23 protein-coding genes and 2 pseudogenes are annotated in these 22,708 nt (G+C 66.5%); 14 read left to right on the forward strand and 11 right to left on the reverse strand.

Going from position 1 to position 22,708, the window contains the following annotated elements:
• The 7 genes from ACP99_RS16640 to ACP99_RS16670 all read left to right on the forward strand — a co-directional run.
• On the forward strand, positions 1-1,222 hold a 1,222-nt coding region (locus tag ACP99_RS16640), incomplete at its 5' end, for a flagella accessory protein C (protein WP_156105781.1).
• Positions 1,206-1,658 (forward strand): hypothetical protein, encoded by a 453-nt coding sequence (locus ACP99_RS16645; protein ID WP_049987673.1) that lies wholly within the window; start codon positions 1,206-1,208, stop codon positions 1,656-1,658. The genes ACP99_RS16640 and ACP99_RS16645, both read left to right, overlap by 17 nt.
• Positions 1,659-2,114, forward strand: coding sequence for a flagellar protein G (locus tag ACP99_RS16650; protein WP_049987674.1), 456 nt, complete (start codon positions 1,659-1,661; stop codon positions 2,112-2,114). It begins immediately after the preceding gene.
• Positions 2,111-2,860: an ATPase domain-containing protein gene (locus ACP99_RS16655; protein WP_049987675.1), complete on the forward strand. Its 750-nt coding sequence runs from the start codon at positions 2,111-2,113 to the stop codon at positions 2,858-2,860. The genes ACP99_RS16650 and ACP99_RS16655 overlap by 4 nt, the downstream gene beginning before the upstream one ends.
• The gene (locus ACP99_RS16660) at positions 2,860-4,527 is read left to right on the forward strand and encodes a type II/IV secretion system ATPase subunit (protein WP_049987676.1); all 1,668 of its coding nucleotides are present in this window, start codon (positions 2,860-2,862) and stop codon (positions 4,525-4,527) included. Before ACP99_RS16655 ends, ACP99_RS16660 begins: the two co-directional genes overlap by 1 nt.
• A gap of 90 nt (positions 4,528-4,617) precedes the next feature.
• Positions 4,618-6,375, forward strand: a complete 1,758-nt coding sequence (gene flaJ / locus ACP99_RS16665) for an archaellar assembly protein FlaJ (RefSeq protein WP_049987677.1) — start codon at positions 4,618-4,620, stop codon at positions 6,373-6,375.
• Entirely contained in the window at positions 6,372-7,436 is a 1,065-nt protein-coding gene (locus ACP99_RS16670) for a CheF family chemotaxis protein (protein ID WP_081927549.1), read from the forward strand. The genes flaJ and ACP99_RS16670 overlap by 4 nt, the downstream gene beginning before the upstream one ends.
• Positions 7,437-7,468: 32 nt before the next feature.
• On the opposite strand, the pseudogene ACP99_RS21640 reads toward ACP99_RS16670, so the two are convergent.
• Positions 7,469-7,600, reverse strand: a pseudogene (locus tag ACP99_RS21640) (DUF7511 domain-containing protein); the annotation flags it as partial.
• 211 nt (positions 7,601-7,811) lie between these two features.
• Here ACP99_RS21640 and ACP99_RS16680 point away from each other — a divergent pair.
• Positions 7,812-8,000 carry a DUF7576 family protein gene (locus ACP99_RS16680; protein ID WP_049987679.1) on the forward strand — a complete coding sequence of 63 codons (189 nt, stop codon included), beginning with the start codon at positions 7,812-7,814 and terminating at the stop codon, positions 7,998-8,000.
• Between the two features lie 39 nt (positions 8,001-8,039).
• Here the strand turns inward: ACP99_RS16680 and ACP99_RS16685 are convergent, their stop codons facing one another.
• Positions 8,040-10,442 carry an ATP-dependent DNA helicase gene (locus tag ACP99_RS16685; protein ID WP_049987680.1) on the reverse strand — a complete coding sequence of 801 codons (2,403 nt, stop codon included), beginning with the start codon at positions 10,440-10,442 and terminating at the stop codon, positions 8,040-8,042.
• Between the two features lie 95 nt (positions 10,443-10,537).
• Positions 10,538-10,921 (reverse strand): ArsR/SmtB family transcription factor, encoded by a 384-nt coding sequence (locus tag ACP99_RS16690; protein ID WP_049987681.1) that lies wholly within the window; start codon positions 10,919-10,921, stop codon positions 10,538-10,540.
• A 162-nt stretch (positions 10,922-11,083) separates the two neighbouring features.
• Here ACP99_RS16690 and ACP99_RS16695 point away from each other — a divergent pair, with 162 nt between their 5' ends.
• A complete protein-coding gene (locus ACP99_RS16695) occupies positions 11,084-12,520 on the forward strand; it encodes a bifunctional ADP-dependent NAD(P)H-hydrate dehydratase/NAD(P)H-hydrate epimerase (protein WP_049987682.1) in 1,437 nt (478 codons plus the stop codon).
• Positions 12,521-12,543: 23 nt separating this feature from the next.
• Positions 12,544-13,086, forward strand: a complete 543-nt coding sequence (moaC, locus tag ACP99_RS16700; RefSeq protein ID WP_049987693.1) for a cyclic pyranopterin monophosphate synthase MoaC — start codon at positions 12,544-12,546, stop codon at positions 13,084-13,086.
• Positions 13,087-13,092: 6 nt separating this feature from the next.
• Here the strand turns inward: moaC and hflX are convergent, their stop codons facing one another.
• Positions 13,093-14,469: a GTPase HflX gene (gene hflX / locus ACP99_RS16705; protein ID WP_049987683.1), complete on the reverse strand. Its 1,377-nt coding sequence runs from the start codon at positions 14,467-14,469 to the stop codon at positions 13,093-13,095.
• Positions 14,470-14,703: 234 nt separating this feature from the next.
• On the opposite strand from hflX, the gene ACP99_RS16710 reads away from it, so the two are divergent.
• Positions 14,704-15,762 carry a DMT family transporter gene (locus ACP99_RS16710; protein ID WP_081927550.1) on the forward strand — a complete coding sequence of 353 codons (1,059 nt, stop codon included), beginning with the start codon at positions 14,704-14,706 and terminating at the stop codon, positions 15,760-15,762.
• 58 nt (positions 15,763-15,820) lie between these two features.
• Here ACP99_RS16710 and thrS read toward each other — a convergent pair whose 3' ends face one another.
• The gene (gene thrS / locus ACP99_RS16715) at positions 15,821-17,743 is read right to left on the reverse strand and encodes a threonine--tRNA ligase (RefSeq protein ID WP_049987684.1); all 1,923 of its coding nucleotides are present in this window, start codon (positions 17,741-17,743) and stop codon (positions 15,821-15,823) included.
• Between the two features lie 190 nt (positions 17,744-17,933).
• On the opposite strand from thrS, the gene ACP99_RS16720 reads away from it, so the two are divergent.
• Both ACP99_RS16720 and ACP99_RS16725 read left to right on the forward strand, forming a co-directional pair.
• Positions 17,934-18,164 carry an AbrB/MazE/SpoVT family DNA-binding domain-containing protein gene (locus tag ACP99_RS16720; protein ID WP_049987685.1) on the forward strand — a complete coding sequence of 77 codons (231 nt, stop codon included), beginning with the start codon at positions 17,934-17,936 and terminating at the stop codon, positions 18,162-18,164.
• The gene (locus ACP99_RS16725; protein ID WP_049987686.1) at positions 18,165-18,539 is read left to right on the forward strand and encodes a PIN domain-containing protein; all 375 of its coding nucleotides are present in this window, start codon (positions 18,165-18,167) and stop codon (positions 18,537-18,539) included.
• Positions 18,540-18,557: 18 nt separating this feature from the next.
• On the opposite strand, the gene ACP99_RS16730 is transcribed toward ACP99_RS16725, so the two are convergent.
• The 5 genes from ACP99_RS16730 to ACP99_RS16745 form a co-directional block, all read right to left on the reverse strand.
• Positions 18,558-19,112 (reverse strand): hypothetical protein, encoded by a 555-nt coding sequence (locus tag ACP99_RS16730; RefSeq protein ID WP_049987687.1) that lies wholly within the window; start codon positions 19,110-19,112, stop codon positions 18,558-18,560.
• Between the two features lie 93 nt (positions 19,113-19,205).
• Positions 19,206-20,036 carry an endonuclease V gene (locus ACP99_RS16735; RefSeq protein ID WP_049987688.1) on the reverse strand — a complete coding sequence of 277 codons (831 nt, stop codon included), beginning with the start codon at positions 20,034-20,036 and terminating at the stop codon, positions 19,206-19,208.
• A 9-nt stretch (positions 20,037-20,045) separates the two neighbouring features.
• Entirely contained in the window at positions 20,046-20,981 is a 936-nt protein-coding gene (locus ACP99_RS16740; RefSeq protein WP_049987689.1) for a rhomboid family intramembrane serine protease, read from the reverse strand.
• A 96-nt stretch (positions 20,982-21,077) separates the two neighbouring features.
• A complete protein-coding gene (locus tag ACP99_RS20195) occupies positions 21,078-21,230 on the reverse strand; it encodes a hypothetical protein (protein ID WP_197052502.1) in 153 nt (50 codons plus the stop codon).
• Between the two features lie 180 nt (positions 21,231-21,410).
• The gene (locus tag ACP99_RS16745; RefSeq protein ID WP_049987690.1) at positions 21,411-21,944 is read right to left on the reverse strand and encodes an inorganic diphosphatase; all 534 of its coding nucleotides are present in this window, start codon (positions 21,942-21,944) and stop codon (positions 21,411-21,413) included.
• Between the two features lie 299 nt (positions 21,945-22,243).
• Here ACP99_RS16745 and ACP99_RS16750 point away from each other — a divergent pair, with 299 nt between their 5' ends.
• Positions 22,244-22,639 carry a PadR family transcriptional regulator gene (locus ACP99_RS16750; protein ID WP_081927551.1) on the forward strand — a complete coding sequence of 132 codons (396 nt, stop codon included), beginning with the start codon at positions 22,244-22,246 and terminating at the stop codon, positions 22,637-22,639.
• On the opposite strand, the pseudogene ACP99_RS21645 reads toward ACP99_RS16750, so the two are convergent.
• Positions 22,617-22,700: pseudogene (locus tag ACP99_RS21645) on the reverse strand (DUF7108 family protein); the annotation flags it as partial. The gene ACP99_RS16750 and the pseudogene ACP99_RS21645 sit on opposite strands and share 23 nt — an antisense overlap.
• Positions 22,701-22,708 lie beyond the last annotated feature (8 nt).

Raw genomic sequence — 22,708 nt, forward strand, 5'->3', positions numbered from 1 at the left:
TTTCGACGACGAGATGGGCGGCCTCGACGGCGAGATGGACGAGTTCGGGGGCGGCGACGACTTCGGCGGGAACGACGACTTCGGCGGCGCGGACGTCGATCCCGACACCATCGCCGATATGGAAGACCGCCTCTCCGAACTCGAAAACGAGGTGAGTTCGATCTCCTCGAAGATGAACACCGTCCGCGAGGAGAACAAGCAGATCGGCGAGACCGTCGAAGAACTCGACGAGACCATCCGCAAACTCCTCGACATCTACGAGATGGTGACCCGCGGCATCAACCCGTTCGTCGACGACGCCAGAGAGATGGGCGGGCTGGAAGGCGACGGCGCGTTCGGGCTCTTCGAGATGGAAGAAGAGACCGAGGAGGACCTCGACTCCGACGTCGTGAACGCCGACGCCGAGTCGTTCTTCGACGAGGACTTCGGCGACATCGACGCCGAAGCCGACGAGGCCGAACTGGCCGCCGAGGACGAACTCACGGAGGAAGAACGGGAGGACCCGGGTGCGACCCTCGAAGACGACGAGGCCGACGCGGAGGAGGCGACGAGCGGAACGAGCTTCGACGATCTGAAATCGGAGTACGAGGAGAACGACGGCTGGGACGACATCGACGAGGAAGCCGACGGCGAGTCCGACGCGGACGGAGACGAGGACTCGGAGGACGAATCCGCCGACGCACTCGAGGACGCCGAGGCGGCAGCGACCGTCGATCCCGACGAGACGCTGTTCGAGACCGACGAGCCCGAAGACGACGGGGCAGCCGATAACCAGCCCGGAGACGACGAGAGCGCAGCGAACGGGACCGTCGACGCGGCGTCGACCGAGGCGGCGTCGACGACTGGCGGATCGGAACAGCCCCGGAGCGACGCAGCAGGCGACGCGTACCTGACGTCGTTGCCGGCGCGGTACACCGCCGAGTCCGTCGTGTTGCGATGGACGCGCTTCCTCGTCGAAACCGGCGGCGCGATCGGCGCTGCCCGGGCGCTGCGACAGTACCGCGCACAGGGGTGGATCACCCGCTCGGTCGAGCGGACGATGAGCGAGCACGTCCGCAACGCGGCCACGGCGAGCACCACGGAACGACCGCAGGATCTCCGCGTCGAGCACCACAGAGAGAGCCTGACCTACATCAGCCGACTCGCCGGCGATGTCGAGGAATCTCGGCTCCTCGAAGAGCTGTCGGCGCTCGGAGGTGGCGTCAATGGGATTCGGCGTTAGCGGGTCGACCGCTGTCATCTTCCTCGGCGTGTTGATCGCATCGGGGACGCTCTACACGGCGGCCGCGGGCAGCGCAGAGCAGATCTCCGAGGCGCGCGAGGAGCACGACGAGGACCTCCTCGATCGTCGTAATACCGACTTGGAGGTTACGAACGCGGTGTACAACGACTCGACCGACGCACTCGAAATCGACGTCGAAAACACCGGAACGACGACGCTGTCGGTGAACGGGACGAGCGTCCTCGTCGACAACGTCCACCAAGTACAGTTTTCGACGACAGTCGAGAGTGACTCGGGGTCGGACGCCGACACCGACGTGTGGGGCGCGGGTCAGACGCTCGTGATCGACGTGACCGTGGACACGACACCCGACCGCGTCACCGTCGTCGCCGAGAACGGCGTCGCCGCGAGCAACTCGACGATCGAGGTGAGCTAGATGGCCGACGTATCCGTTCCGAGCCTGATCCTGTTCATCGCGAGCATCGTCATCGCCGCGGGCGTCGCGGGCGTCCTCATCGACACCGTGACGGGGATCAGCGGCTCGCTCGACGACCGCGGCGCGGACGTCGCAGAGAACATCCGGACCGACGTGGAGGTCATCAGCAGCGCGGAGGCCGGCGTCTACAACGACTCGACCGGCGAACTCACGCTGTACGTGAAAAATACCGGACGGCGGACCTTACCGGCCACCGGCGAGACGTTCGACGTCATCGTCGACGCGCAGTACCGCGCGAACGTCTCCGTGTCGGTCGCCGGCGACGCCGACGCCGACGAGTGGGAGCCCCACGACGTCGTCGAGGTGACGATCGGCGACCTCGCCTTAGACGAGGGCGACCACCAGGTCACGCTCGTCGTCGACGGCGACGAGGAGGTGTTCCGGTTCAACCGATGAGCGCGAATCACTTCCCGATCGGAATGAAAGACCACGATCGGCTCGAGAAGGAACTCGGCGGGGGGATCCCGAAGGGATCGATCGTGCTCATCGAGGGCGACTACGGAGCGGGCAAGAGCGTGCTCTCCCAGCGGTTCACCTACGGGTTCAACCAGGAGGGCGTCACGACGACGCTCGTCTCGACGGAGCTCGGCGTCCGGGGCTTCCTCGATCAGATGCACTCGCTGAACTACGACGTCGTCAAGCCGCTGCTCGACGAGGAGATACTCTTCATTCCCGCCGAGATCGACGCCTCGGGCGCGCTCACCGGCGGCGGCGACGAGGAGCGAAAGCAGCTCCTCCGGCTGATGATGGAGGCGGAGACGATGTGGGAGGGCGACGTCATCCTCATCGACACGTTCGACGCGATCCTCCGGAACGACCCGATGTTCGAGGCGCTCGTCAGACAGAACGAGGAGCGACAGGCCGCCTTGGAGATCATCTCCTTCTTCCGCGAACTGACGACGAAGGGGAAGACGATCGTGCTCACGGTCGACCCCTCGACGGTCGACGAGGAGGCCATCGGCCCGTTCCGCTCGATCGCGGACGTCTATCTCAAACTGGAGATGGTCGAGGTCGGCAACGACATCCGGCGGAACATCTTCGTGAAGCGGTTCGCCGGGATGGGCGAACAGGTCGGTGACCGCGTCGGCTTCTCCGTCCGCTCGGGGATCGGCATCGTCATCGAGTCCAGGAGTGTCGCATAATGGCCACCGAACACGGCTCCGCGAAGATCGACGACGAACTGCGGAAACACGCCGGCCGGTGGGGCCACCTGCGCGACCACCTCAAGCGCTTCCGGCAGATCACCGGCGAGTTCCCGATGTTCGTCGACGGCCCGGACGGCTACGAGTCGCGGCGGCCGAACATCATCTACCACCTCGGCGGGCCGATCTACTGTCAGGTGTACGGGAACTTCGGCGAGACGACGAAGTACTACACGATCGAGCCGGAACTCGACGAGCCGGAGCACGACATCTTCGATCAGGTGAAGGACAAACTCCTCGAGCGGTCGGTGTCGAAGCCGGCCCCAGCCGAGGAGACCGAGTACGAAGACCGGATCCAGGAACTGCTCGAAGAGATCGTCGTCCTCGAAAACGAGCGCAACGGCCGCCTCGCGGAGTTGGTCCAGCGCCTCGAACTCGGCCCGCTCGAAGTCACCGAGGAGACCTACGAGAAGGTCCGGTACCGGCTCGTCCGCGACATCGTCGGTCTCGGCCCGCTGGAACCGATTATGCGCGACCCCGCGAACGAGGACATACACGTGATCGGACCGCGGCAGGTCGACGTCGATCACGGCGAGTTCGGCCTCTTGGAGACGACCGTCGAGTTCGACAACCCCGAGCAGTACGACAACTGGCTCCGGAACATGGGCGAGCGGATCGGCGACCCGGTCTCGGACGCCCACCCGATCGTCGACTCGACGCTCCCCGACGGATCGCGTATCAACATCATCTACTCCGACGACGTGTCGCTGAAGGGCTCCTCGCTCACGATCCGTCAGGGCGACGACGTCCCGCTGTCGGTGTTTCAGATCGCGAAGTGGGGGACGCTCTCGCCGGAACTGTGCGCGTACCTCTGGATCGCCCTGGAGAACGAGCGGACGGTCTTCGTCGTCGGCGAGACGGCGTCCGGGAAGACGACGACGCTCAACGCGATCACGTCGTTCATCCCCCGCGACTCGAAGATCTACACCGCGGAGGACACCGCCGAGGTGCTGCCCCCTCACAACACGTGGCAGCAACTCCTGACCCGCGAGGGGCGCGGCACGGACTCGGAGGTCGACATGTTCGACCTCGTCGCCGCCGCGCTGCGGTCGCGTCCCGACTACATCATCGTGGGGGAGGTCCGTGGCGAGGAGGGTCGGATGGCGTTCCAGGCGGCACAGACCGGTCACCCGGTGATGCTGACGTTCCACGCGAGCGACATCGTCTCGATGATCCAGCGGTTCACCGGCGACCCGATCAACGTCCCCGAGACGTTCATGTCGAACGCCGACATCGCGCTGTTCCAGAACCGGGTCAAACGGAGCAACGACACCCTCCGACGCGTCACCTCCGTCCAGGAGATCGAGGGCTACTCCAAGGAGATGGGCGGCGTCGTCACCCGCGAGGCGTTCTACTGGGACCCCGTCGAGGACCGGATCGTCTTCCAGGGTCGCAACAACTCCTACATCATGGAGGAGAAGATCGCGACGCTGCTCGGCTACGACGACACCAGGAAGATCTACGAGGACATCGAGTTCCGCACGAAACTCATCCGCCGGGCGATCCAGGAGAACATCGTCGGCTACCACGAGGTCAACGAGTTCATCGAGGACTTCCAGCGCGACGGCACCGAAGGCATCCCGTTCGATATGACGAGGGTAGACTGATGACCGGGGGGACGGCGCGGTCGTTACGGCGGCGACGGCGACCGTCCCGCACCTGCGGGCACCCGACGCGACTCCCGGCGGTGAGAGCCGATGAGTGAGACCAGAGCGGACATCGACGCCGGCTGGAGCGCACAGCGCAAGCAGTTGCGACAGTTCGCCTCCTCGGTGCTCGACGCGTACGAACAGATGCCGATGGACAACCGGAAGTACGCGCTCACGGTTCTCGTCCCGACGTTCGTCCTGTTTCTTCTGGGCGTCGCGGGCGCGATCTGGCTCCCGCTGGCGGTCCTCGTTCGGATACCGGTCTTCCTCCTCGGCGCGCTGATGCTGCTCGCGGGCGTGCTGTATCCCCGCCTGCTCGTCGAAGAGCAGCGGCGCGGACTCGAGAACCAACTGCATCTCGTGATCACGCACCTCACCGTGCTGTCGACGACGAACATCGACCGGGTGGCGGTGTTCAGACAGCTCGGGCGCGAGGAGGAGTACGGCGAACTGGCGGTGGAGATGCGGCGGATCACCGAACTGGTCGACACGTGGAACCAGTCGCTCGACGACGCCCTGCAGCGTCGGGCGCGGGCGGTTCCCTCGCGGGAACTGGGCGACTTCCTCGACCGGCTCGCCTACTCGCTGAACGCCGGACAGGCGCTCGACGACTTCCTGCTCGGCGAACAGCGGACGATGATCGAGAAGTACGTCACCGTTTACGAGGGCGCGCTCGGGAACCTCGAAGTGATGAAGGACCTGTATCTCTCGATGATCCTGTCGATGACGTTCGCGATCATCAATGCGATCGTCCTGCCGATCCTGACCGGCACGGACGCGACGGTGACGATCGCGGCCGTCATCGTGCTGTTCGTCTTCGTGCAGTTGGGCTTTTACTACGTCATCAAGACGATGTCGCCGTACGATCCGCTGTGGTACCAGCAGCCGGAGTACCGGACGAAGATCGACCGTCAGATCGACATCGCGCTGTACGGCGCGGTCGCCCTGAGCCTCGTCTTCGTCGGGATCCTCGGTCTCGGTCTGATGGGGTGGACGCCCGTCGGCCAGAGCGTCCAGCGCGTGATGCTCGACGCGCCGGTCCCGCTGCTCATCGCGACGCCGCTGACGCCGCTTGCCGTCCCGGGACTGGTGGCCCGGCACCACGAGAACCACATCAAAGAGCGCGACGAGGAGTACCCCGGATTCATCCGCGCGCTCGGGGCCTCCGAGAGCGCCAAGCAGTCGACCACCCGCGCGGTGCTCGAAACCCTCCGAGAGAAGGACTTCGGCGTCCTCTCGAGGGAGATCGACCGGCTGTACGTCAGGCTGAATATGCGGGTCGGCCCCGACCGCTCGTGGTTCTTCTTCACCGCCGAGACGAGTTCGTACCTCATCCAGAAGTTCTCGGAGATGTACCTCGTGGGGCGGCAGATGGGCGGGACGCCGAAGCAGCTCGGCGAGCTCATCTCGGACAACATGAACGAGGTGCTCAAGCTCCGGCGACAGCGACAACAGGCGACGGTCACGCTCATCGGCGTCCTCTACGGCATCACCGCCTCGGCGTCGTTCGCCTTCTTCATCGGCCTCGAGGTCGTCGAGATCCTCGCGACGTTCTCCTCGTCGATGAACCTCGCGCAGTTCGAGTTCGGACAGCTGATCTACGCCGGCGTCTACGACATCCCCGTCATCGAGTACCTCCTGTCGCTGATCATCCTGTTCAACGGCGTCCTCTCGGCGCTGATGATCCGGATGGTCGACGGCGGCCACAAGGCGAACGCCTACCTCCACTTCGTCGTCCTCGTCTGGATCGGCTGCGGCAGCGCCGTGGCGACCTCGACGCTCGCGGGGGGGTTGATCAGCGTATGACGGCCACCGACTCCGACGGCGACGAGGCGAACGAAGACGGCGGCGGGCGGCGCTCCCAACTGCTCGAGAAGTTCACGTCGCGGGCGGCGAACGGCGAAGCGGCACCGGGGGCCGGGCGGGCCTCGGAGACGGACGCGTCGTCGACGTCGGCGGAGAAACGAAACACCGGTTCCGGCGAGTCGATCGTCGTCGACTTCGTCGCCAACTTCGTCGCCGGCGGCGACGCCACGTTCGACCCGGTCAAGGGTCGGGTGCTGATGAGCGGCCGCCGGCTCGTGCTCGCGACCTCGAGGACCAAGACGACGATCCCGATCACGTCGATCTTCGACATCGCCGTCGGGCAGGTTCCCCAAGAGGTCGAGGAGTTCTTCGACTACACCGTGATGGTCGGGTACGTCGAAGACGACTACCGTCGAACGACCGTCATCGGCGGCGAGCGAGAGACGATCGAGAAGTTCTCGCTGCTGCTGTTCCGCGCGACGCTCAACGGCTCGACGGCGCTCGTCACGCACCCCGCCAAGGTCGGCGGGCGCGTGATGGACACGAGCGCGCAGAAGACGGGGCTCCAACTCGACTACGAGTCCGTCACGTTCCCCGGGAGCGACATCGACGCGGATTCCGACGCGCCGTTCTCGATCGACCTCGCCTCGGTGATCTTCTTCGAGGTGATCGAGCGCTCGGACGAGGACGGCGACTCCCGACTCGTCCTGTCGGTCCAGCACGTCGAGAACGGACAGACGGTCACCTCCGAGATCTCGATGACGTCCCGGCGGAAGATGAACATCCTCGGTCGCTACCTGCGGTTGATCTACCACTGGATCAAGAGCGACGTCCGCGACGTCGACGTCGAGGAGCCGGAACTGGAGGTGCTGGTCGGGCTGTACTCCACGCCGGAGGACATCGACCTCGCTTCGCTGCTCGACATCGGTGCCGCCGAACTCGACGCCCGGTTGGCCTCGCTGTACGAGGACGATCTGATCACCGCAGAAGAGCCGCCGATCGACCTCACGCCGCAGGGACGGTTCATCGTCAACGAGGAGTTCGAGGACGTGAACGTCTGACCGGGCGTCTCGTGAGGTGCCCGCCGCGTCCGCTATCGCATCTCGTCGAGCGGCACGAACGCGTCGGCGTCGGCGGAGAGCCACGCGTCGACGTGTTCACAACAGCTCTCGCGTCGGGGGTAGATCGTGCACCGGTCCGGGCGCTCCTCGTAGCGGACGACGACGCTGCGGAGCTCGAACGGGCCGCTCTGTGGGGCGGGATGCTACGCGCTGGTCGAGGCACCGACATTCCGTTCTCGGGATCTCCGGGCGAATCGGACATCTCAGTCCACGAGATCTGTACGCCGCGGACCTACTAAACCACTACTGTTGACAGGCAAGTTCCGCCGCCGGGGACGGAGTAAAGTGCCCCCGAGCGCCAACGGACAGGGAGAGATGGTAGATCCGACTTCCGACCTCGGAGAAGACGTCGACGAGGAGGACGCTCCCTCGTGTGCTGCCTGCGGTACGAAGATCATCCAGTCGCCGACGCACCGCGTCGTCACCCGGGTCGAAGACGGACGCGTACAGACCCGACACTTCTGTTCAGACGAGTGCAAAGCGGCACACGGCGCGGACGCCTGAACCGCTCACGCCGGTTGACCGAACGGGCGTCGTAACCGGTCAGCGGCGCTCCTCGACGCCCGACCAGAACCGATCGACGCCGTATTCGAGCATGTCCGGACTGACTGGCGCGAACTCCGTCCGCTCGGTCTCCGGGAGGTACTCCCGGACGCTGTCCCAAGAGGCCCGAGCGTAGCGGGCGTCGACCAGCGCGCGAATGCCGACCTCCTCGCGCCCGCGGATGACGCGGCCGACGGCCTGTCTAGCCTTCCTGACCGCCGGAACCGTGAGCGCCGTCTCGAAGCCGCTGCGACCGCCCTGTCCGTCGGAGCCGAACCGCCGGTCGTAGGCCGTCTTCAGCGCGCGCGTCCGCGGACTGGACGTGTCGATGATCGGGACGCCGCAGACGACGGCCGCGGCCAGTCTGTCGCCGCGGTAGTCGACGCCCTCGGTGAGCGTGCCGCGGAGACTGGTCACGAGCACCTTCGGGTCGCCGCCGAAGAACTCCGCCTTCAGCGACTCCGTCGCCTCGTCGCCGGAGGACTCGTCGAGCAGCACCGGCCGGTCGAGCCGCTCGGTGAGTTCTTCGGCCATCCACGACGCCTCGGCGTAGTTCGGCATCCCGACGAGCACATTCCCCGGGGATCGCGCGACGTCGCAGACGGCGTCGACGTGGGCGCGCCGGGTCCGGTTCTCCTCGCCCCGCGGCCCCCGGTTCTCGTGGGTGAACTTCGGCACGTCGACGGCGAAGGACGCGCGGTTCTCCGCCGGGAACGAGAGCCCGTAGGTCCGCGTCTCGACCGGCCGTCCGGCCTCGGACAGGGCGTCTAAGCCCGTCACTTCGCGGAAGACGTCCATCGGCGCGAGCGTCGCCGACATCAGCACGCCGCCGCCGAACTCGCCGAGGCGCTCGGCGATGGCGTCGCCCGGCACGCAGTTGTGCAGCGCGAGTCGGGCGTTGTAGGCGCGTCGCCACGAGTCCGGTTGCGCCGTCTCGTCCCACGTCCGTTCGAGTTCGATCTCTCGGAAGTACGCCACGTGATCGGCCCGGACCCAGTTCGCGAGCGTCCGCCCGACGCCGGGCGCGGCGCGGCGGACATCGTCGTCCTCGGCCTCGTTCAAGATGCGGGCGACCACCGCGCCGACGGACTCGGCGCGGAGCCACGCCGACTCGTCGTAGCCGGCGTCCTCGGCCCACTCGGTCAGGTCGTCGACGGCGGGAGATTCGGGCTCGCGCAGGGGGATCTCGTCGTCGTCCAGCCGCGAGAGGTCCGCGCGCCAGTCCGGGAGCGTCCGGTCGAGGTGCGCGCGCACGCGGCGGTCGAGCTCCGATCGGAGGTCCGAGACGAACTCCCGCGTCTCTCTGAGTTCCCGGAGGGAGACGTCCGCGTCGGCGAGTTCGCCCCTGACGAGGTCGGCGTCGGCGTTTCCGCTGCGCTCGTCGCCCGCGCGCTCCTTCCCCGCGTCCTCGAACTCGACGGGCTGGATCACGCGCGTCAGTTCGTTCTCGGCGTCGCGGAGCGTGGCGTCGCCGACGCCGTCGCTGACGAGGTCGCGGACGCGCGGTTCGAGCATGTGCGCCTCGTCGCAGATCACGAACGTCGTCTCGTCGACGAGCGCCCCCGTGAAGGAGCCGACCGTCGTCGGGTCGAAGGCGTGGTAGTAGTTCCCGAGGACGACTTCGACGTGCGGCAGCACCGCCCCCATCACCGAGTGCGGGCACGTGCCGTACCCCGCGCTCAGGCGGACGAGCTCCTCGGTGTCGACGTGCCCCAACTCGGTGACGTCGAAGGGGACGGCCTCGATCGGATCGCCCTCCTCGGGCACGTCGTCGAGGAAGGTGGCGTAGAACGGGCAGTACTCGGTGTCGCCGTACTCGGACGTCTCGGGCAGGTACGGCGTGGGTTCGCCCGCGGTGGAGAGGTAGTCCGGCCCCTGCGTCGAACCCGTATCGAGGAGTCCGGTCTGGGTCTGGCGGGCCTCCGAGACGAGGGTGCCGGTCGAGGTCCGTCCGCCCTCCCCCACGAGGTTCCGGGTGCGCTCGCGGAGCCCCTCGCAGCGGTCGTACACGGTCTCGTCGTCGACGCCCGCGACGCCCTCGCGGCTGTACGGGCAGACGTCGGCCTTACCGACGAGCGTCAGTCCCGACACCGGGTTCCACTCCTCCGGGAGGCCGTCGTTGATCGTCCGGAGGTCGGCCTCGAACTGCCTGAGCTGTTGCTTGACGCTCGTCAGGGCTACCACGCGCTCGTAGTCGGAATCGGGGTCGCGAACGCGGTCGATGCCGGCGGTGAGCGCGAGCATCGTCTTGCCCGTGCCGCAGGCACCCTCGACCACCAGAAAGCCGTCGTCCTCGGCGGTCTCGACGGCGGCGTCGATCCCGTCGGCTTGCTCCGGATAGGGCTCGTCGTGACCGAAGACCGCCTGCCAACTCACGTCACTCACTCGCTGGGCCGCGTTCATATCGGTGTCGGTGACTGGCCGCGGCTTCGTATATGAACGTTCGTCGGTCGCGTGACTCCTCGCCGAGCAAGTGGATTCGGGGAGGGCCGAAGCGGTTACCGACGCGAGCGGTCTGCGGGCCGGTCGCCGTCGTCGCCACCGCCGACACAGACGACGACCGACTCGGGGGCCGGCGCGTACACCGTCATCTCGCGTCCCTTCACGGAGTAGCGAGTGCCGATGTCGCGAACGAGGCCGGCCTCGCGGAGGTTGCCGAGGTGGTGTCGCACGTTCTGCAACGACGTGTCGACCGCCTCGGCGAGTTCGGATGCGGTCGCGGGGTCGTCTTGGAGAGCCGAGAGAATCGACCGGGAGTTACCAGCGGAGAGACAGGATATCAGCCGCGCTGCGTCGGGGTCGTCGAGCGAGAGCACGCGAACGTCGCCGTCGGTCTCGTCGGCGACGTGTGACTCTGCTTCTGCCGGGAGCAGGCTCGACATACTACTCGGATTACGGTACTCGGACCTAAACGTTTCGGAATTCCGACACACTCGCCGTCACGCGTGATCGGTGAGGTCACACCTCGATTGGCGGGGAGTGAGTCACGTCGCGCTCTGGGTACCCGTCGCCTTTTAGGACGATACGGCACGAAATACGGCGTGATGATCACGAGCGACCGGATGGCCGCGGTCGATCGCAACGCCGAGGCGCTCGCCGTCCCGCGCAAGCAACTGATGGAATCCAGCGGGAACGCCGTCGCGCGCGCCGCGCGCGATCTCGTCGATCCCGGTGCGACCGTCGCCGTCGTCGCGGGACGCGGCAACAACGGCGGCGACGCGTTCGTCGCCGCGCGGTTTCTGAACGCCTACGACGTGACCGTCCACCTCCTCGGCCGTCCCGAATCGATCGCGACCGACATCGCCCGGGAGAACTGGGAGGCGCTCCGCGCGGCCGAGTACGACGCGCGGACCGTCACCGACTCCGCCGACCTCGACCTCGGCGATCCGGACCTCGTCGTCGACGGGATGCTGGGAACGGGCGTGACCGGCGCGCTGCGCGAACCGGAGGCGACCGCCGCCGAGGCGATCAACGACCACGACGCGGCCGTGCTGGCCGTCGACGTTCCCTCCGGCGTCGACGCCGATACCGGCGAGACCGCGGGCATCCACGTCGACGCCGACCGCGTGGTGACGTTCCACGACGAGAAGCCGGGCCTGTCGGCGCTCGACGCCGACGTGACGGTCGCAGACATCGGCATCCCGGACGCGGCCGAACTGTTCACCGGCCCCGGCGACCTCCTCGCGCTCGGCCGCCCGGCGGAGAGCCACAAGGGCGACTTCGGCGAGGTGCTCGTCGTCGGCGGGGGACCCTACACCGGCGCGCCGGCGCTCGCCGCGCAGTCGGCGCTGCGGGCGGGCGCGGATCTCGTCCGCGTCGCCTGTCCCGACGCCGTCGCCCGCGAGATACAGGCCTACAGCGAGAACCTCATCCTCCGCCCGTACGACGGCGCACACCTCGGACCCGAACAGGTCGATCGACTGCTCGAACTGGCTTCCGACCACGACGTCACCGTCTTCGGTCCGGGACTCGGCGACCGCGACGAGACGCTCGCGGCGGTTCGGGAGTTCCTCGAACGCTACGGTGGAACGGCCGTCGTCGACGCCGACGCGCTGCAGGTTGTCCCCGAGGTCGACACCGACGCGACGCTCGTGTGTACGCCGCATCAGGGCGAGTTGCGAAAGATGGGCGGAGAGACCGACTCGGAGTGGCGGACCCGCGCCGACCTCGTCTCCGAGTTCGCGGCCGATCTGGGACACGTGCTGCTCGTGAAAGGGGCCTACGACGTGATCTCCGACGGCACGGAGACGCGCGTGAACCGGACCGGAAACCCGGGGATGACCGTCGGCGGCACCGGCGACGTCCTCGCGGGAGCGGCGGGCGCGCTCGCCTGCGTGCTCTCTCCCCTACAGGCGGCGGCGGTCGCGGCGTACGCCAACGGCAGCGCCGGCGACGCGGCGGTCGAGGAGAACGGCTACGGACTCCTCGCGACGGATCTGATCGACAGACTCCCCGCGGCACTTCGGAGGGACGAAGCGTGAGGAGCGACGATACCACAGACGAGATGACACACGAGCGCGACGAGGACCCAGAGGGAACCGAGAGCGCCGAGCGGACCGAGAACGACGAGACCGAACTCACCCACGTCGACGACGCGGGCGACGTCCAGATGGTCGACGTCGGCGCGAAGCCCGACACGAGCCGGCGCGCCGTCGCCCGCGGGACGATCCACCTCTCCCCGTCGACGATCGAGGCGATCACGGAAAACGAAATCGGCAAGGGCGACGTGCTCGCGACCGCCCGCGTCGGCGCGGTGCAGGCCGTCAAACACACGTGGGAGACGATCCCGATGTGCCACCAGATCCCGATCACCAACGTCGACACCGACTTCGCGGTCGAGGACGATCGCGTGACGCTCACAGTCGCCGTCGAGACGACCGGCAAGACCGGCTGCGAGATGGAGGCGCTGGAGGGAGTCACGACCGGGCTGAACGTCGTCTGGGACATGGTGAAGGCCGCCGAGAAGGACGAGGACGGACAGTACCCCGGCACCAAGATCGACGGCGTCGAGGTCGTCTCCAAAGAGAAGCGGCGGCTCGAAGACTAGCCGGGGCTATCGGCCGTCGACGGACGCTTCCGAGGTTGCGTCGTCGGTCTCGGCGGTGGCGTCGCCCGTGTCCGCGGACTCCGCCGGCGCGTGCAGGGCGGCCGCCTTCGATCGCGCTTTCTCGACGATCGCCGGGCGCGCGGCGAACTCGACGAGGACCTCCTCGTCGGTGTACTCCTCGCGCTCGACGTGCCCGTGGTCGTAGATCCACGAGACGAGGCTCATCGCGTCGTCCGAGAGCGGCAAGAGCAGGCGTTCCTCGCGCCACTCGGGCAGTTCCGCCTCGATGCGGGCGGTCAGTTCCTCGACGTTCTCGCCGGTGAGACCCGAGACGGTCACCGGATTCGGCGCGAGCGCGTCGAGCGCGGCGCGCTTTTCTGCCAACTCCGCGTCGTCGACGCGGTCGATCTTGTTGAGGACAGTCACGATCGGGGCCTCGTTGCGCTCGTACAGCGTGTCGTGACAGGTGATGAGCTTCTCGCGCATCTCGTCGACCGGCTCGGAGGCGTCGACGACGAGCAACACGAGGTCCGCGCGGTACACCGAGTCGAGCGTCGACTCGAAGGACTCGACGAGCCAGTGAGGCAGGTCCGAGATGAACCCGACCGTGTCGGTCAGGAGGACGTCCCGCGTTCCGGTGTCGGCGCGGCGCGTCGTCGTGCCGAGCGTCGTGAACAGTCGGTCTTCGGACTCGGCGGTCGGGTCGAGGTCGGGGTGGAGGTCCTCGTTCTCGCCGACGTCTAAGTCGTCCGCGAGCCGTCGCATCAGCGTGGACTTGCCGGCGTTCGTGTAGCCCGCGAGCGCGACGAGGTCGAATCCGGACTCCCGCCGCTGCTCGCGGCGGGTCTCCTCCTTGTCGGCGATGGTGTCGAGTTCCTGCTTGATCCGCGAGATCTGGGCTTTGATGTCCCGCTCGCGGCTCTCGTCGTACTCGCCGAGCCCCATGAACCCCGGGCGCTCGTCGCGCTTCGCCAGCGACGCCTTCGCCTCCGCGCGCGGGAGTTCGTAGCGCAACTCCGCCAGTTCGACCTGCAACTGCGCCTTTCGGGTGTTCGCGCGCTGGCCGAAGATCTCCAGGATGAGCGTGAAGCGGTCGATGACCTCGACGCCCTCCGGGAGCTTCCCGCCGATGTTGTACGTCTGATACGGACCGAGCCGGTTGTCGACGATGACCGCCGCGGCGTCGGTCTCTCGGACCAGCGCGGCCAGTTCGTCGACCTTCCCCTCGCCGAAGTGGTAGGCGGCGTCCTCCTCGCGCGACTGCGAGAGCCGCCCCACGACGTCGTAGCCGGCTGCGTTCGCGAGATCCGAGATCTCCGTCAGATCCGCGTCCTCGCCGCCGTCGACTCGCTTCGCGACGACGACCCGCCCTGCTCCGCTCATACCGTCACCGCGAACGCGGTGAGTTCGCTGTGTTTCACCTGCACTGTCTGGATAGGGATAGGGGGCCGAACCACTTGAACGCTACCCGAGCAGCGGTCGAAACCAACTCAACTTCCGACGGGATGTGTTACTCCCCGTAGCAAAGATGATCGTAGAATATGGATTTTGAAACGATCTATAACTCGAATTTTGTAGTTAAGTTTAAACACGTGTGGCTCAGAGAGATGACACTCAATGATACGTCGGATTCGTTCCCAGTTTCTCCCACCCGACGCGACGCTCTTCGTCGCGCTCGCGACCGCGTGGGGCCTGTCGTTCGTCGCCATCGAAGCCGGACTCGCCACCGTCCCGCCGCTGTACTTCGCGGGCGTTCGGTACGCCCTCGCCGGGATCCTCGTCCTCGCGTACGCCGCGTTCGCGACCGACCGCGTGCGCCCGCAGGGCCGCACCGAGTGGCTCAACGTCGCCGTCGTCGGGCTCTTCCTCGTCGGCGGCTACCACGCGCTCTTGTACCTCGGACAGCTCTCGGTCTCCGGCCCCGTCGCGGCCGTCGTCGTGAGCCTCTCGCCCGTCCTGACCGCGGCGTTCGCCGCGACGCTCTTGGACGACTCGCTCGATTGGATCGCCGGTGTCGGCTTCCTCCTGGGTCTCGTCGGCGTCGCCGTCGTCGCCGACTTCGATCCCGCGAACCTCCTCGACGGCGACGTCCTCGGAATCGCGATCCTGTTCGTCGCCGCAGGCACCTTCGCGCTCGGATCGGTGCTGTCGACGCCGCTCCGTACGACGCTCTCGGACGTCTCGATGCAGGGCTGGGCGATGCTCCTCGGCGCTGGGACGCTCTTCGCGGGGTCCTTCGCCCGCGGCGAGGCCGTCGCGACCGTCGAGTGGTCGACGACCGCGCTGGCCGCCCTGGCGTACCTGACGGTGATCTCCGGCGTCATCGGCTTCCTCATCTACTTCGCGCTCCACGAGCGCGTCGGCCCCGCCGAGAGCAACCTCGTGAGCTACTTCCAGCCGATCGTCGCCGCCCTCGGCGCGTGGGCGCTGTTCGGCCAGACGGTGACCGCGACGACCGTCGTCGGCTTCCTCGGCATCTTCGCCGGGTTCCTCCTCGTGAAGCACGAGGTCGTCGGCGTGCGCGTTGACGGTGCGCTCCGAGACGTCGGTCTCGGACGCGCGATCCGTAGGCGCGTCTGTGCGCTGGTCGGGGACGCCCTCACCCCCGAACGCGATAGTCACTGCGAGAACCTATCGGACCCGACGAACAGCCGCTACGGGTACGACGCGGATTGAGACTGTCGGGCGTACGCCCGAAACGGTGAGAACGGTCGGTGTGACGGTTGAGGTCCGATCAGTCGAGGAAGTCGGGCTCGATCCGCTTCTCCTCGTATTCGCTCTCTAGGTGCGCGCGGAACGCCTCGACCTCGACATCCTGTCGCTCGCGCTCCTTGCGGTCGCGCACCGAGATCATCCCCGCCTCCTCCTCGTCGCCGCCGACGACGATCATGTACGGGACGCGGTCCTCTTGGGCCTCGCGGATCTTCCGGCCCAGCGTCCACGAGCGGTCTTCGACCGATGCTCGGAAGTCGCCGAGTTCGTTCTTGACCCGGTGGGCGTAGCCCAACTGGTCGTCGCTGATCGGGAGAATGCGGACCTGTTCCGGCGCGAGCCAGAGCGGGAACTTCCCGTCGAAGTGCTCGATGAGCACCATGAAGAACCGCTCGTAGGAGCCGTAGAGCGCGCGGTGGATCATCACCGGGCGGTGCTCCTCGTTGTCCTCGCCCGTGTAGGACAGCTCGAAGCGTTCGGGCATGTTGAAGTCGAGTTGGACCGTGGGGCCGTCCCACTTGCGTCCGAGAGCGTCCTCGAAGGCAAAGTCGATCTTCGGGCCGTAGAAGGCCCCGTCGCCGGGTTCGAGGTCGTAGTCGATGCCCTGGTTCTCCAGCACCGAGCGGAGTTGTGACTCGGCCTGCTCCCAGATCTCGTCGCCGCCGACGGACTTCTCCGGGCGCGTCGCGAGCGCGACGTGGGCGTCTAGGTCGAAGGTGTCGAGCACCTCGTAGATTGCGTCCATCACCTGGTTGACCTCCTGCTCGATCTGCTCGGGCCGACAGAACAGGTGACCGTCGTCGATCGTGAAGGACCAGACGCGAGAGAGCCCCGACAGCTCGCCGCGCTGCTCCTTCCTGTAGACCTTGCCGTCCTCGAAGTACCGGACGGGGAGGTCGCGGTAGGACCACGACTTCTGATCGAAGATCGTCGCGTGCCCCGGGCAGTTCATCGGCTTCAACCCATATTCCTCGTCGTTGACGTCCATCAGGAACATGTCGTCGACGTAGTTGTCGTAGTGTCCCGACTTCTTCCACAGTTCCGTCCGGAACAGGTGCGGCGTCTCGACGGGGTCGTAGCCGGCGTCAACGTTTAGATCGCGCGCGTACGCGGCGAGCTCGTCGAGGATCTTCTTCCCGTTGGGGTGATACAGCGGCAGGCCGGGGCCCGTGACCTCGGGGATCGAGAAGAGGTCGAGCTCCTGGCCGAGCTTTCGGTGGTCGCGCTCTTGGGCCTCTTCGCGAAGCGTGAGGTAGTCTTCGAGGTCGGACTCCGACTCGAACGCCGTGCCGTACACGCGCGTCAGCGTGTCGTTCTCCTCGTCGCCGCGCCAGTAGGCAGACGAGATGTTCAGCAGCTTCACCGCGCCGACCTCGCCCGTCGAGTCGACGTGCGGGCCCTGACAGAGGTCCGCGAAGTCGCCCTGCACGTAGAAGGAGACCGGGTCCTCGCCGGCGGCCTCCTCCTCGAGGATCTCGCGCTTGTACCGGTTGTCCTCGTAGGTCGCGAGGGCCTCCTCGCGGGGGCGGAGTTCGCGCTCGATCGGGAGGTCCTCCTCGACGATCGACTCCATCTCGGCTTCTATCTCCGCGAGGTCGTCGGCGTCGAGGTCGACGTTCGTCACGTCGTAGTAGAAGCCCTCGTCCGTCGGCGGTCCGATGGCGAGCTTCGCCTCCGGATAGAGACGCTGCAGCGCCTGCGCGAAGACGTGCGCCGCGGAGTGACGAAGGACGCGGAGGTACTCGTCGCTCTGGTCGGTCACGATGACGATTTCGGCCCCGTCGTGGACGGGAGCGGCCTTGTCGACGAGTTCGCCGTCGACGACGCCCGCGACCGTGTCGCGACCGAGTCCGGGTCCGATCTCGTAGGCGACGTCCTCGACCGTCGCGTCCTCCGGAACGGACAGTTCCGAGCCGTCCGGAAGGCGGACAACGATTTCGCTCATACGCGTTCGGAGTGCGAGCGCACGAATAAGTGTTTTCGAGTCGTCGGAGCGGGAACGTGAACCGGCGTGTCGGCCGCGCTGTTCGCCAATCCGGTTACGACGCGATCGGCGAACCGCTCCGAGAAACTACGAGTGGGTGTACCTGTGAAAACGGGGAAGATTCATATTTCTACCCACCCTGCGTTCGCATATGTCCGAAGCCACGCTCGACGACCGAGGCCGCTTGACGCTCCCGAAGGACCTTCGAGAGCAGTACGGGGACCGCTATCGGATCGTCCAAGTTCACGACGGGATCAAGTTAGTTCCCGTCAGCGAAAATCCGCTCGAAGCGCTCCGAGACGAGTTCGCGGACGTGGAGAAGACGGCCGAGGAACTCCGTAGCGAGGCCCGAGAGTCGGCGTTGGACGAGGCAGGGCGCTGAATGTACGCCGAAACGGATTTTCTCCTCGCACTGATCAAAGACGAGGACTGGCTCGGCGAGACCGCAGAGACGGTGTACCGAACCCATCGAGAGGACCTGTGGACCTCGCAGTTCACGCTCATCGAACTGTTGCTCGTCGCGTATCGTGAAGACAGAGACACCGAACGAGTCGTTACCAACGCCGCCAACCTCGTCGAGATTCGTGGCGACGTCGAGGCGGTCGTAGCAGCGGCAACGTACGTCGAGGATTACGGGTTCACACCATTCGATGCGCTTCACCTCGTCGAATCAGGCGGTGATACCGTCGTCTCCAGCGATGGAACGTACGAGGGGTTCGCTCCACGTCTCGATCTGCAGACAGTGATCGAAGAGTGAGCGGCCGAGGTCGCTCGCTCAGCAGATGGCGTAGTACGGGAACAACTCGCCGCTCTCGGTGATCTCGACGTAGGCGTCCCCGTAGCATTCGTGGGTCTCGATGGTGACGCTCTCGGTGGTGTTCCGCGCCGTCGCGGTCACCCGGAACGACTCGATGCCGTCGGGGTTCGCGGCGGAGAGGTTGTACACCTCGCGGTCGGCTCCGGGGACGAACGTCTCCGTCTCGTCGTAGACGGTCTCGTTCGTCGCCTCGCGCACGACCTGGACGCGAATCTCGACCGACTGGTTCCACCTGTTTTCGACGTGAACCGCCTTGTCGGGATCGGGCTGCTCCGACCAGCCGGCGGTCCCCTCGAAGGTCGATTCCGGCCGGGTCTGTTCACCAGGGGTCGGACCCGGCGGGGAGCCGTCCGTCGGTGACGAGGTGTCGGTTATCGGCGATCTCGGCTCCGCCGTCGGGGTCTGCGTCTGCGTCGCCGTGTCCGACCCGGTGCCGTCCGCCGGCACGCCGCCCAGACACCCGGCGGTCAGCAGGAGGGCGCAAAGCGCGATTAGAAGCCGATTCGAGGACATACTAGCTGAAACGCCGATACCGACAAAGGGCTTTGTGGTGACTCAAAGGCGGGTTTGAGAGAGCGGTCGCGTCACGCCGACAGCGCGCTGGCGTCACTCCGCGAGGCCGCGCTTCACCTCGTCGGCGTAGGCGTCCGCGAGCCGCGTCGGCTCCGGGAGCTTGTAGCCGTCGCAGAGCCGTTCGACGAGGTCCGTCGCGGTGTCGACGCACACCCGATGGCCGGGACTGACGTACAGCGGGTTGATGATCGCCCGGGAGTCGTACTGACGGGACTGCAGCGCGTGGCCGATCTTCGTTCCCGGTTCGGCGTTCTCGACGTCCCCGTCCGCGCGGATCGGCGTCCGCCAGCCCGCGGGCCGGCCGTCGACGTCGTCGTCGGGCGTCCCGCAGAGCAGCCCCTTCGCGACGCCGACGCTCGGGAGGTCGAGCATCACGCCGATGTGGGTCGCCAGCCCCGCCTGCCGGTAGTGGATCCGCCCGCTCCCGTCGAAGACGACGAGGTCGGGTTCGCGAGAGAGCGCCTCGAACGCGGCGAGGATCGGTCCGCCCTCGCGGAACGCCAGCAGGCCGGGAACGTACGGTATCTCGAGATCGGTGACGGCGTGGGCGCGCTCGACGACCTCCTCGCCGCGGCTGACGACCACGACGCTGACCGCGCGGTCGTCGAGGAACGCCTGATCGACGCCGGCGACGAGCGGAGGTTCCTCGGCCCCGGCGTCCGCATCGGAGAGCGGTGAGTCCTCGGCCGTGGCGGCGTCACCGACGAGCGATCGCTGCGCGGGGTCGCCGCCGACGCGCTCGGGGTCGAAGTCGAACGCGTCCGTCCACGTCGCGGTCGCGGCGACCTCCCGCTGCAGCGACTCCATCTCCTCGCGGGTCAGCGACGCGTCCGGAACGAACCGGGAATCGACGGGCGAGACCATCTGTGCGGCTCAGAAGCGACGTCCCGGGCCGCCCATCCCGCCGCCGCCCCCGCCGCGACCGAACTGCAGGGAGTTGGGGACGCCGACGCGGCCCTTCACGCGCACGCCGTAGAGCAGTCCGATCAGGAGGCCCGCCAAGTGTGCGAGGTGGGCGACGTTGCCGCCGGTCAGCCCCGTTCCGGCGGCGACGCCGAAGCCGGCGACGATGCTGAACGCCGCGAAGCCGAAGGTCAGCACCCACAGCGGCATCGGGATGATGAAGTACAGGTACACCTTCAGGTTCGGGTTCAAGACGGTGAGGACGCCGAGGACGCCCATGATCGCGCCCGACGCGCCGACGACGCCCGCGCCGAACGGGCCGGTCGTGAGGAGCGTCGAGAACACCTGCGCGAGTCCGGCGACGATCCCCGCCCCGAAGAACAGCGCCGTGAAGCGCTTCGTGTCGAGGTAGCGCTCCACTACCGGGCCGAAGAAGTACAGCGCGATGCTGTTGAACGCGATGTGGGTGAACCCGCCGTGGGCGAATATCGAGGTGATCCACGTCCAGACGTACTCGATGTGACCGGGCGAGAGGACGAACGCGGCCTGCCAGAGGCTGCTGCGCGGCGACGCGCCCAAGAGGATCGGAAAGACGAAGAACTGCAGGGCGAAGGTGACCCACATCACTCCGAGGAAGACGTAGCTCATGTTCCCGCGGAAGTAGCCGAGCGGGCCGCCGGTCCCGGTGAGACGGTCGAGGACGCTCCGAGAACCCGAGGCCCTCCCGCGCTCTTGAACGGAGTCGTCGAACCCGCTGTCGAACACGCCGGAGGGGTCGTTCCAGTCGCCGAGCCCCGGACAGTCGTGGTTCTCCGGGAGCCGATGTTCGGCGCAGAAGGTGTTGCCGCACCGCCGGCACTGATACGGCAAGTTCTCGTGTGCCCCGCACTGATCGCAGGTAGCCATCACTCTCCGTAGTCGCGGCGGAAGTAAAAGCGGTTCCCCTCGCGGCGTCGACGTCGCGTGATCAACTCGATCGGATAGTGGGCGGATCTCGGAGTACTACGCGTCCCTCGACTCGGGCCAACCCTCGGGAGCGTCGGCGGCGGGGCGGACTGATTCGTCGGTCGGTGCCTCCGCGTCACCCGTCTCGTCGGGCGGTCGCGGAACGACCGTCGGGTGATCGACGCCGAGGCGCGGGCGGTCAGCGCTCATTGCGGGTAGTCGTTGGAGCGTGTCGGATAAAAGATTACCCATACGCATAATACATCGAAACGTCGCGGGGAAATTACCGAAGCGAATACGATCGGTACGCGTGTGAGACTCGACGCTCCGGCGGCAGCGCGTCCGCTGTCGGACAGTCGCCAAAAAGCGGGAGTTTTCCGGACGGCGACGTTACGCGAAGTTCTCTTCGTAGAGGTCCATCGCGTGCTCGACGGCGTCCTTCGCGGCGGCGGCGTCCTTCCAGCCGAGGGTCTCGGTCTGCTTGCCTTCTTCGAGGTTCTTGTAGGTCTCGAAGAACTCGGAGATCTCGGCCTTCTGCTGCTCGGAGAGGTCGTCGACGTCTTCGACCTCGTCGTACCGGGGGTCCTCGGCGGGGACGGCGATGACCTTGTCGTCCTTCTCGCCGTCGTCGTCCATCTCCATCAGCGCGACCGGGCGCGCCTCGATGATGCATCCGGGGAAGGTCTGGTCTTCGACCAGCACGAGGATGTCGAAGGGGTCCTCGTCGTCGTAGTACGTCTGCGGCAGGAAGCCGTAATCGGAGGGGTAGTGAACGTTCGAGTGGAGGACGCGGTCGAGCACGACGCCCGGAACGTCCTTGTCGTACTCGTACTTGTTGCGCTCGCCCTTCAGGCACTCGACGACCGCGTAGACGACGTCCGGCGCGTCCGGGCCGGTCTCGATGTCTTCCCAGAGGTTCGTCATACCTGTGCAGTTTCCGAACGAGGAAAAAGGCCTTTCGCATCGGCGTCGGCACCGACCGATCCGCACTTGTCCCGCATTACGGGACGATCTACGAGTCCCGAGATCGCGATTATCCTCCAGTGGTATTCGTACAAGAATATCCGGATCAGACAACCGATCGACAGGATCGCGGCAACAGTGTGCAGATGTGGAGGACGGAATTGGATAAATCTGGAGTAAGAGCGCGCCAAACCACCGAATTATCCTAACAAACGGCTGAGTTGAGAAGGGTTATATATCCCGACGACATTCTCACAGGTATGTCAGAGGCACAAACAGTTGCTGACACTGATAGCGTGGTGCGCGACCTAACGGCGTTTCAGCAGAACATCCTGGTGATACTGGCCGAAGAGCCGATGTACGGGCTCGCGATCAAGCGACACCTCGAATCGTATTACGGGACGGAAGTCAATCACGGCCGACTCTACCCCAACCTCGACGACCTCGTCGAGATGGGCCTCGTCGAGAAGAGCGAACTCGACAAGCGGACGAACCAGTACGAGCTCACCGAGCAGGGCCACGACGCGCTCCTCGATCAGTTCGACTGGATGTTCGCCAAGTTCGTCGCCGACCGTCGTCCACGAGGGCGACGCTCTCGGCGACGATGGATTCCTGTTCTTTCGACGGCCACGCGTTACGCGGGTAGTACTCCGTGAGGAACTCCTCTCGCTCGTCGGCGGTGGCTTCGTCGACGCGCTTGAGATAGTGGTTCCCCATAAAGTCCG

Source organism: Halobellus rufus, from assembly GCF_000739575.1.
In the GTDB taxonomy this organism is placed as follows: Archaea; Halobacteriota; Halobacteria; order Halobacteriales; family Haloferacaceae; genus Haloquadratum; species Haloquadratum rufum.

What these genes read in the sequence shown, in the direction of transcription:
- ACP99_RS16645 (WP_049987673.1), top strand. Translation starts at nt 1,206, where the DNA reads ATGGGATTCGGCGTTAGCGGGTCGACCGCTGTCATCTTCCTCGGCGTG.
- ACP99_RS16650 (WP_049987674.1), top strand. Translation starts at nt 1,659, where the DNA reads ATGGCCGACGTATCCGTTCCGAGCCTGATCCTGTTCATCGCGAGCATC.
- ACP99_RS16655 (WP_049987675.1), top strand. Translation starts at nt 2,111, where the DNA reads ATGAGCGCGAATCACTTCCCGATCGGAATGAAAGACCACGATCGGCTC.
- ACP99_RS16660 (WP_049987676.1), top strand. Translation starts at nt 2,860, where the DNA reads ATGGCCACCGAACACGGCTCCGCGAAGATCGACGACGAACTGCGGAAA.
- flaJ (WP_049987677.1), top strand. Translation starts at nt 4,618, where the DNA reads ATGAGTGAGACCAGAGCGGACATCGACGCCGGCTGGAGCGCACAGCGC.
- ACP99_RS16670 (WP_081927549.1), top strand. Translation starts at nt 6,372, where the DNA reads ATGACGGCCACCGACTCCGACGGCGACGAGGCGAACGAAGACGGCGGC.
- ACP99_RS16680 (WP_049987679.1), top strand. Translation starts at nt 7,812, where the DNA reads ATGGTAGATCCGACTTCCGACCTCGGAGAAGACGTCGACGAGGAGGAC.
- ACP99_RS16685 (WP_049987680.1), bottom strand. Translation starts at nt 10,442, where the DNA reads ATGAACGCGGCCCAGCGAGTGAGTGACGTGAGTTGGCAGGCGGTCTTC.
- ACP99_RS16690 (WP_049987681.1), bottom strand. Translation starts at nt 10,921, where the DNA reads ATGTCGAGCCTGCTCCCGGCAGAAGCAGAGTCACACGTCGCCGACGAG.
- ACP99_RS16695 (WP_049987682.1), top strand. Translation starts at nt 11,084, where the DNA reads ATGATCACGAGCGACCGGATGGCCGCGGTCGATCGCAACGCCGAGGCG.
- moaC (WP_049987693.1), top strand. Translation starts at nt 12,544, where the DNA reads ATGACACACGAGCGCGACGAGGACCCAGAGGGAACCGAGAGCGCCGAG.
- hflX (WP_049987683.1), bottom strand. Translation starts at nt 14,469, where the DNA reads ATGAGCGGAGCAGGGCGGGTCGTCGTCGCGAAGCGAGTCGACGGCGGC.
- ACP99_RS16710 (WP_081927550.1), top strand. Translation starts at nt 14,704, where the DNA reads ATGATACGTCGGATTCGTTCCCAGTTTCTCCCACCCGACGCGACGCTC.
- thrS (WP_049987684.1), bottom strand. Translation starts at nt 17,743, where the DNA reads ATGAGCGAAATCGTTGTCCGCCTTCCGGACGGCTCGGAACTGTCCGTT.
- ACP99_RS16720 (WP_049987685.1), top strand. Translation starts at nt 17,934, where the DNA reads ATGTCCGAAGCCACGCTCGACGACCGAGGCCGCTTGACGCTCCCGAAG.
- ACP99_RS16725 (WP_049987686.1), top strand. Translation starts at nt 18,165, where the DNA reads ATGTACGCCGAAACGGATTTTCTCCTCGCACTGATCAAAGACGAGGAC.
- ACP99_RS16730 (WP_049987687.1), bottom strand. Translation starts at nt 19,112, where the DNA reads ATGTCCTCGAATCGGCTTCTAATCGCGCTTTGCGCCCTCCTGCTGACC.
- ACP99_RS16735 (WP_049987688.1), bottom strand. Translation starts at nt 20,036, where the DNA reads ATGGTCTCGCCCGTCGATTCCCGGTTCGTTCCGGACGCGTCGCTGACC.
- ACP99_RS16740 (WP_049987689.1), bottom strand. Translation starts at nt 20,981, where the DNA reads ATGGCTACCTGCGATCAGTGCGGGGCACACGAGAACTTGCCGTATCAG.
- ACP99_RS20195 (WP_197052502.1), bottom strand. Translation starts at nt 21,230, where the DNA reads ATGAGCGCTGACCGCCCGCGCCTCGGCGTCGATCACCCGACGGTCGTT.
- ACP99_RS16745 (WP_049987690.1), bottom strand. Translation starts at nt 21,944, where the DNA reads ATGACGAACCTCTGGGAAGACATCGAGACCGGCCCGGACGCGCCGGAC.
- ACP99_RS16750 (WP_081927551.1), top strand. Translation starts at nt 22,244, where the DNA reads ATGTCAGAGGCACAAACAGTTGCTGACACTGATAGCGTGGTGCGCGAC.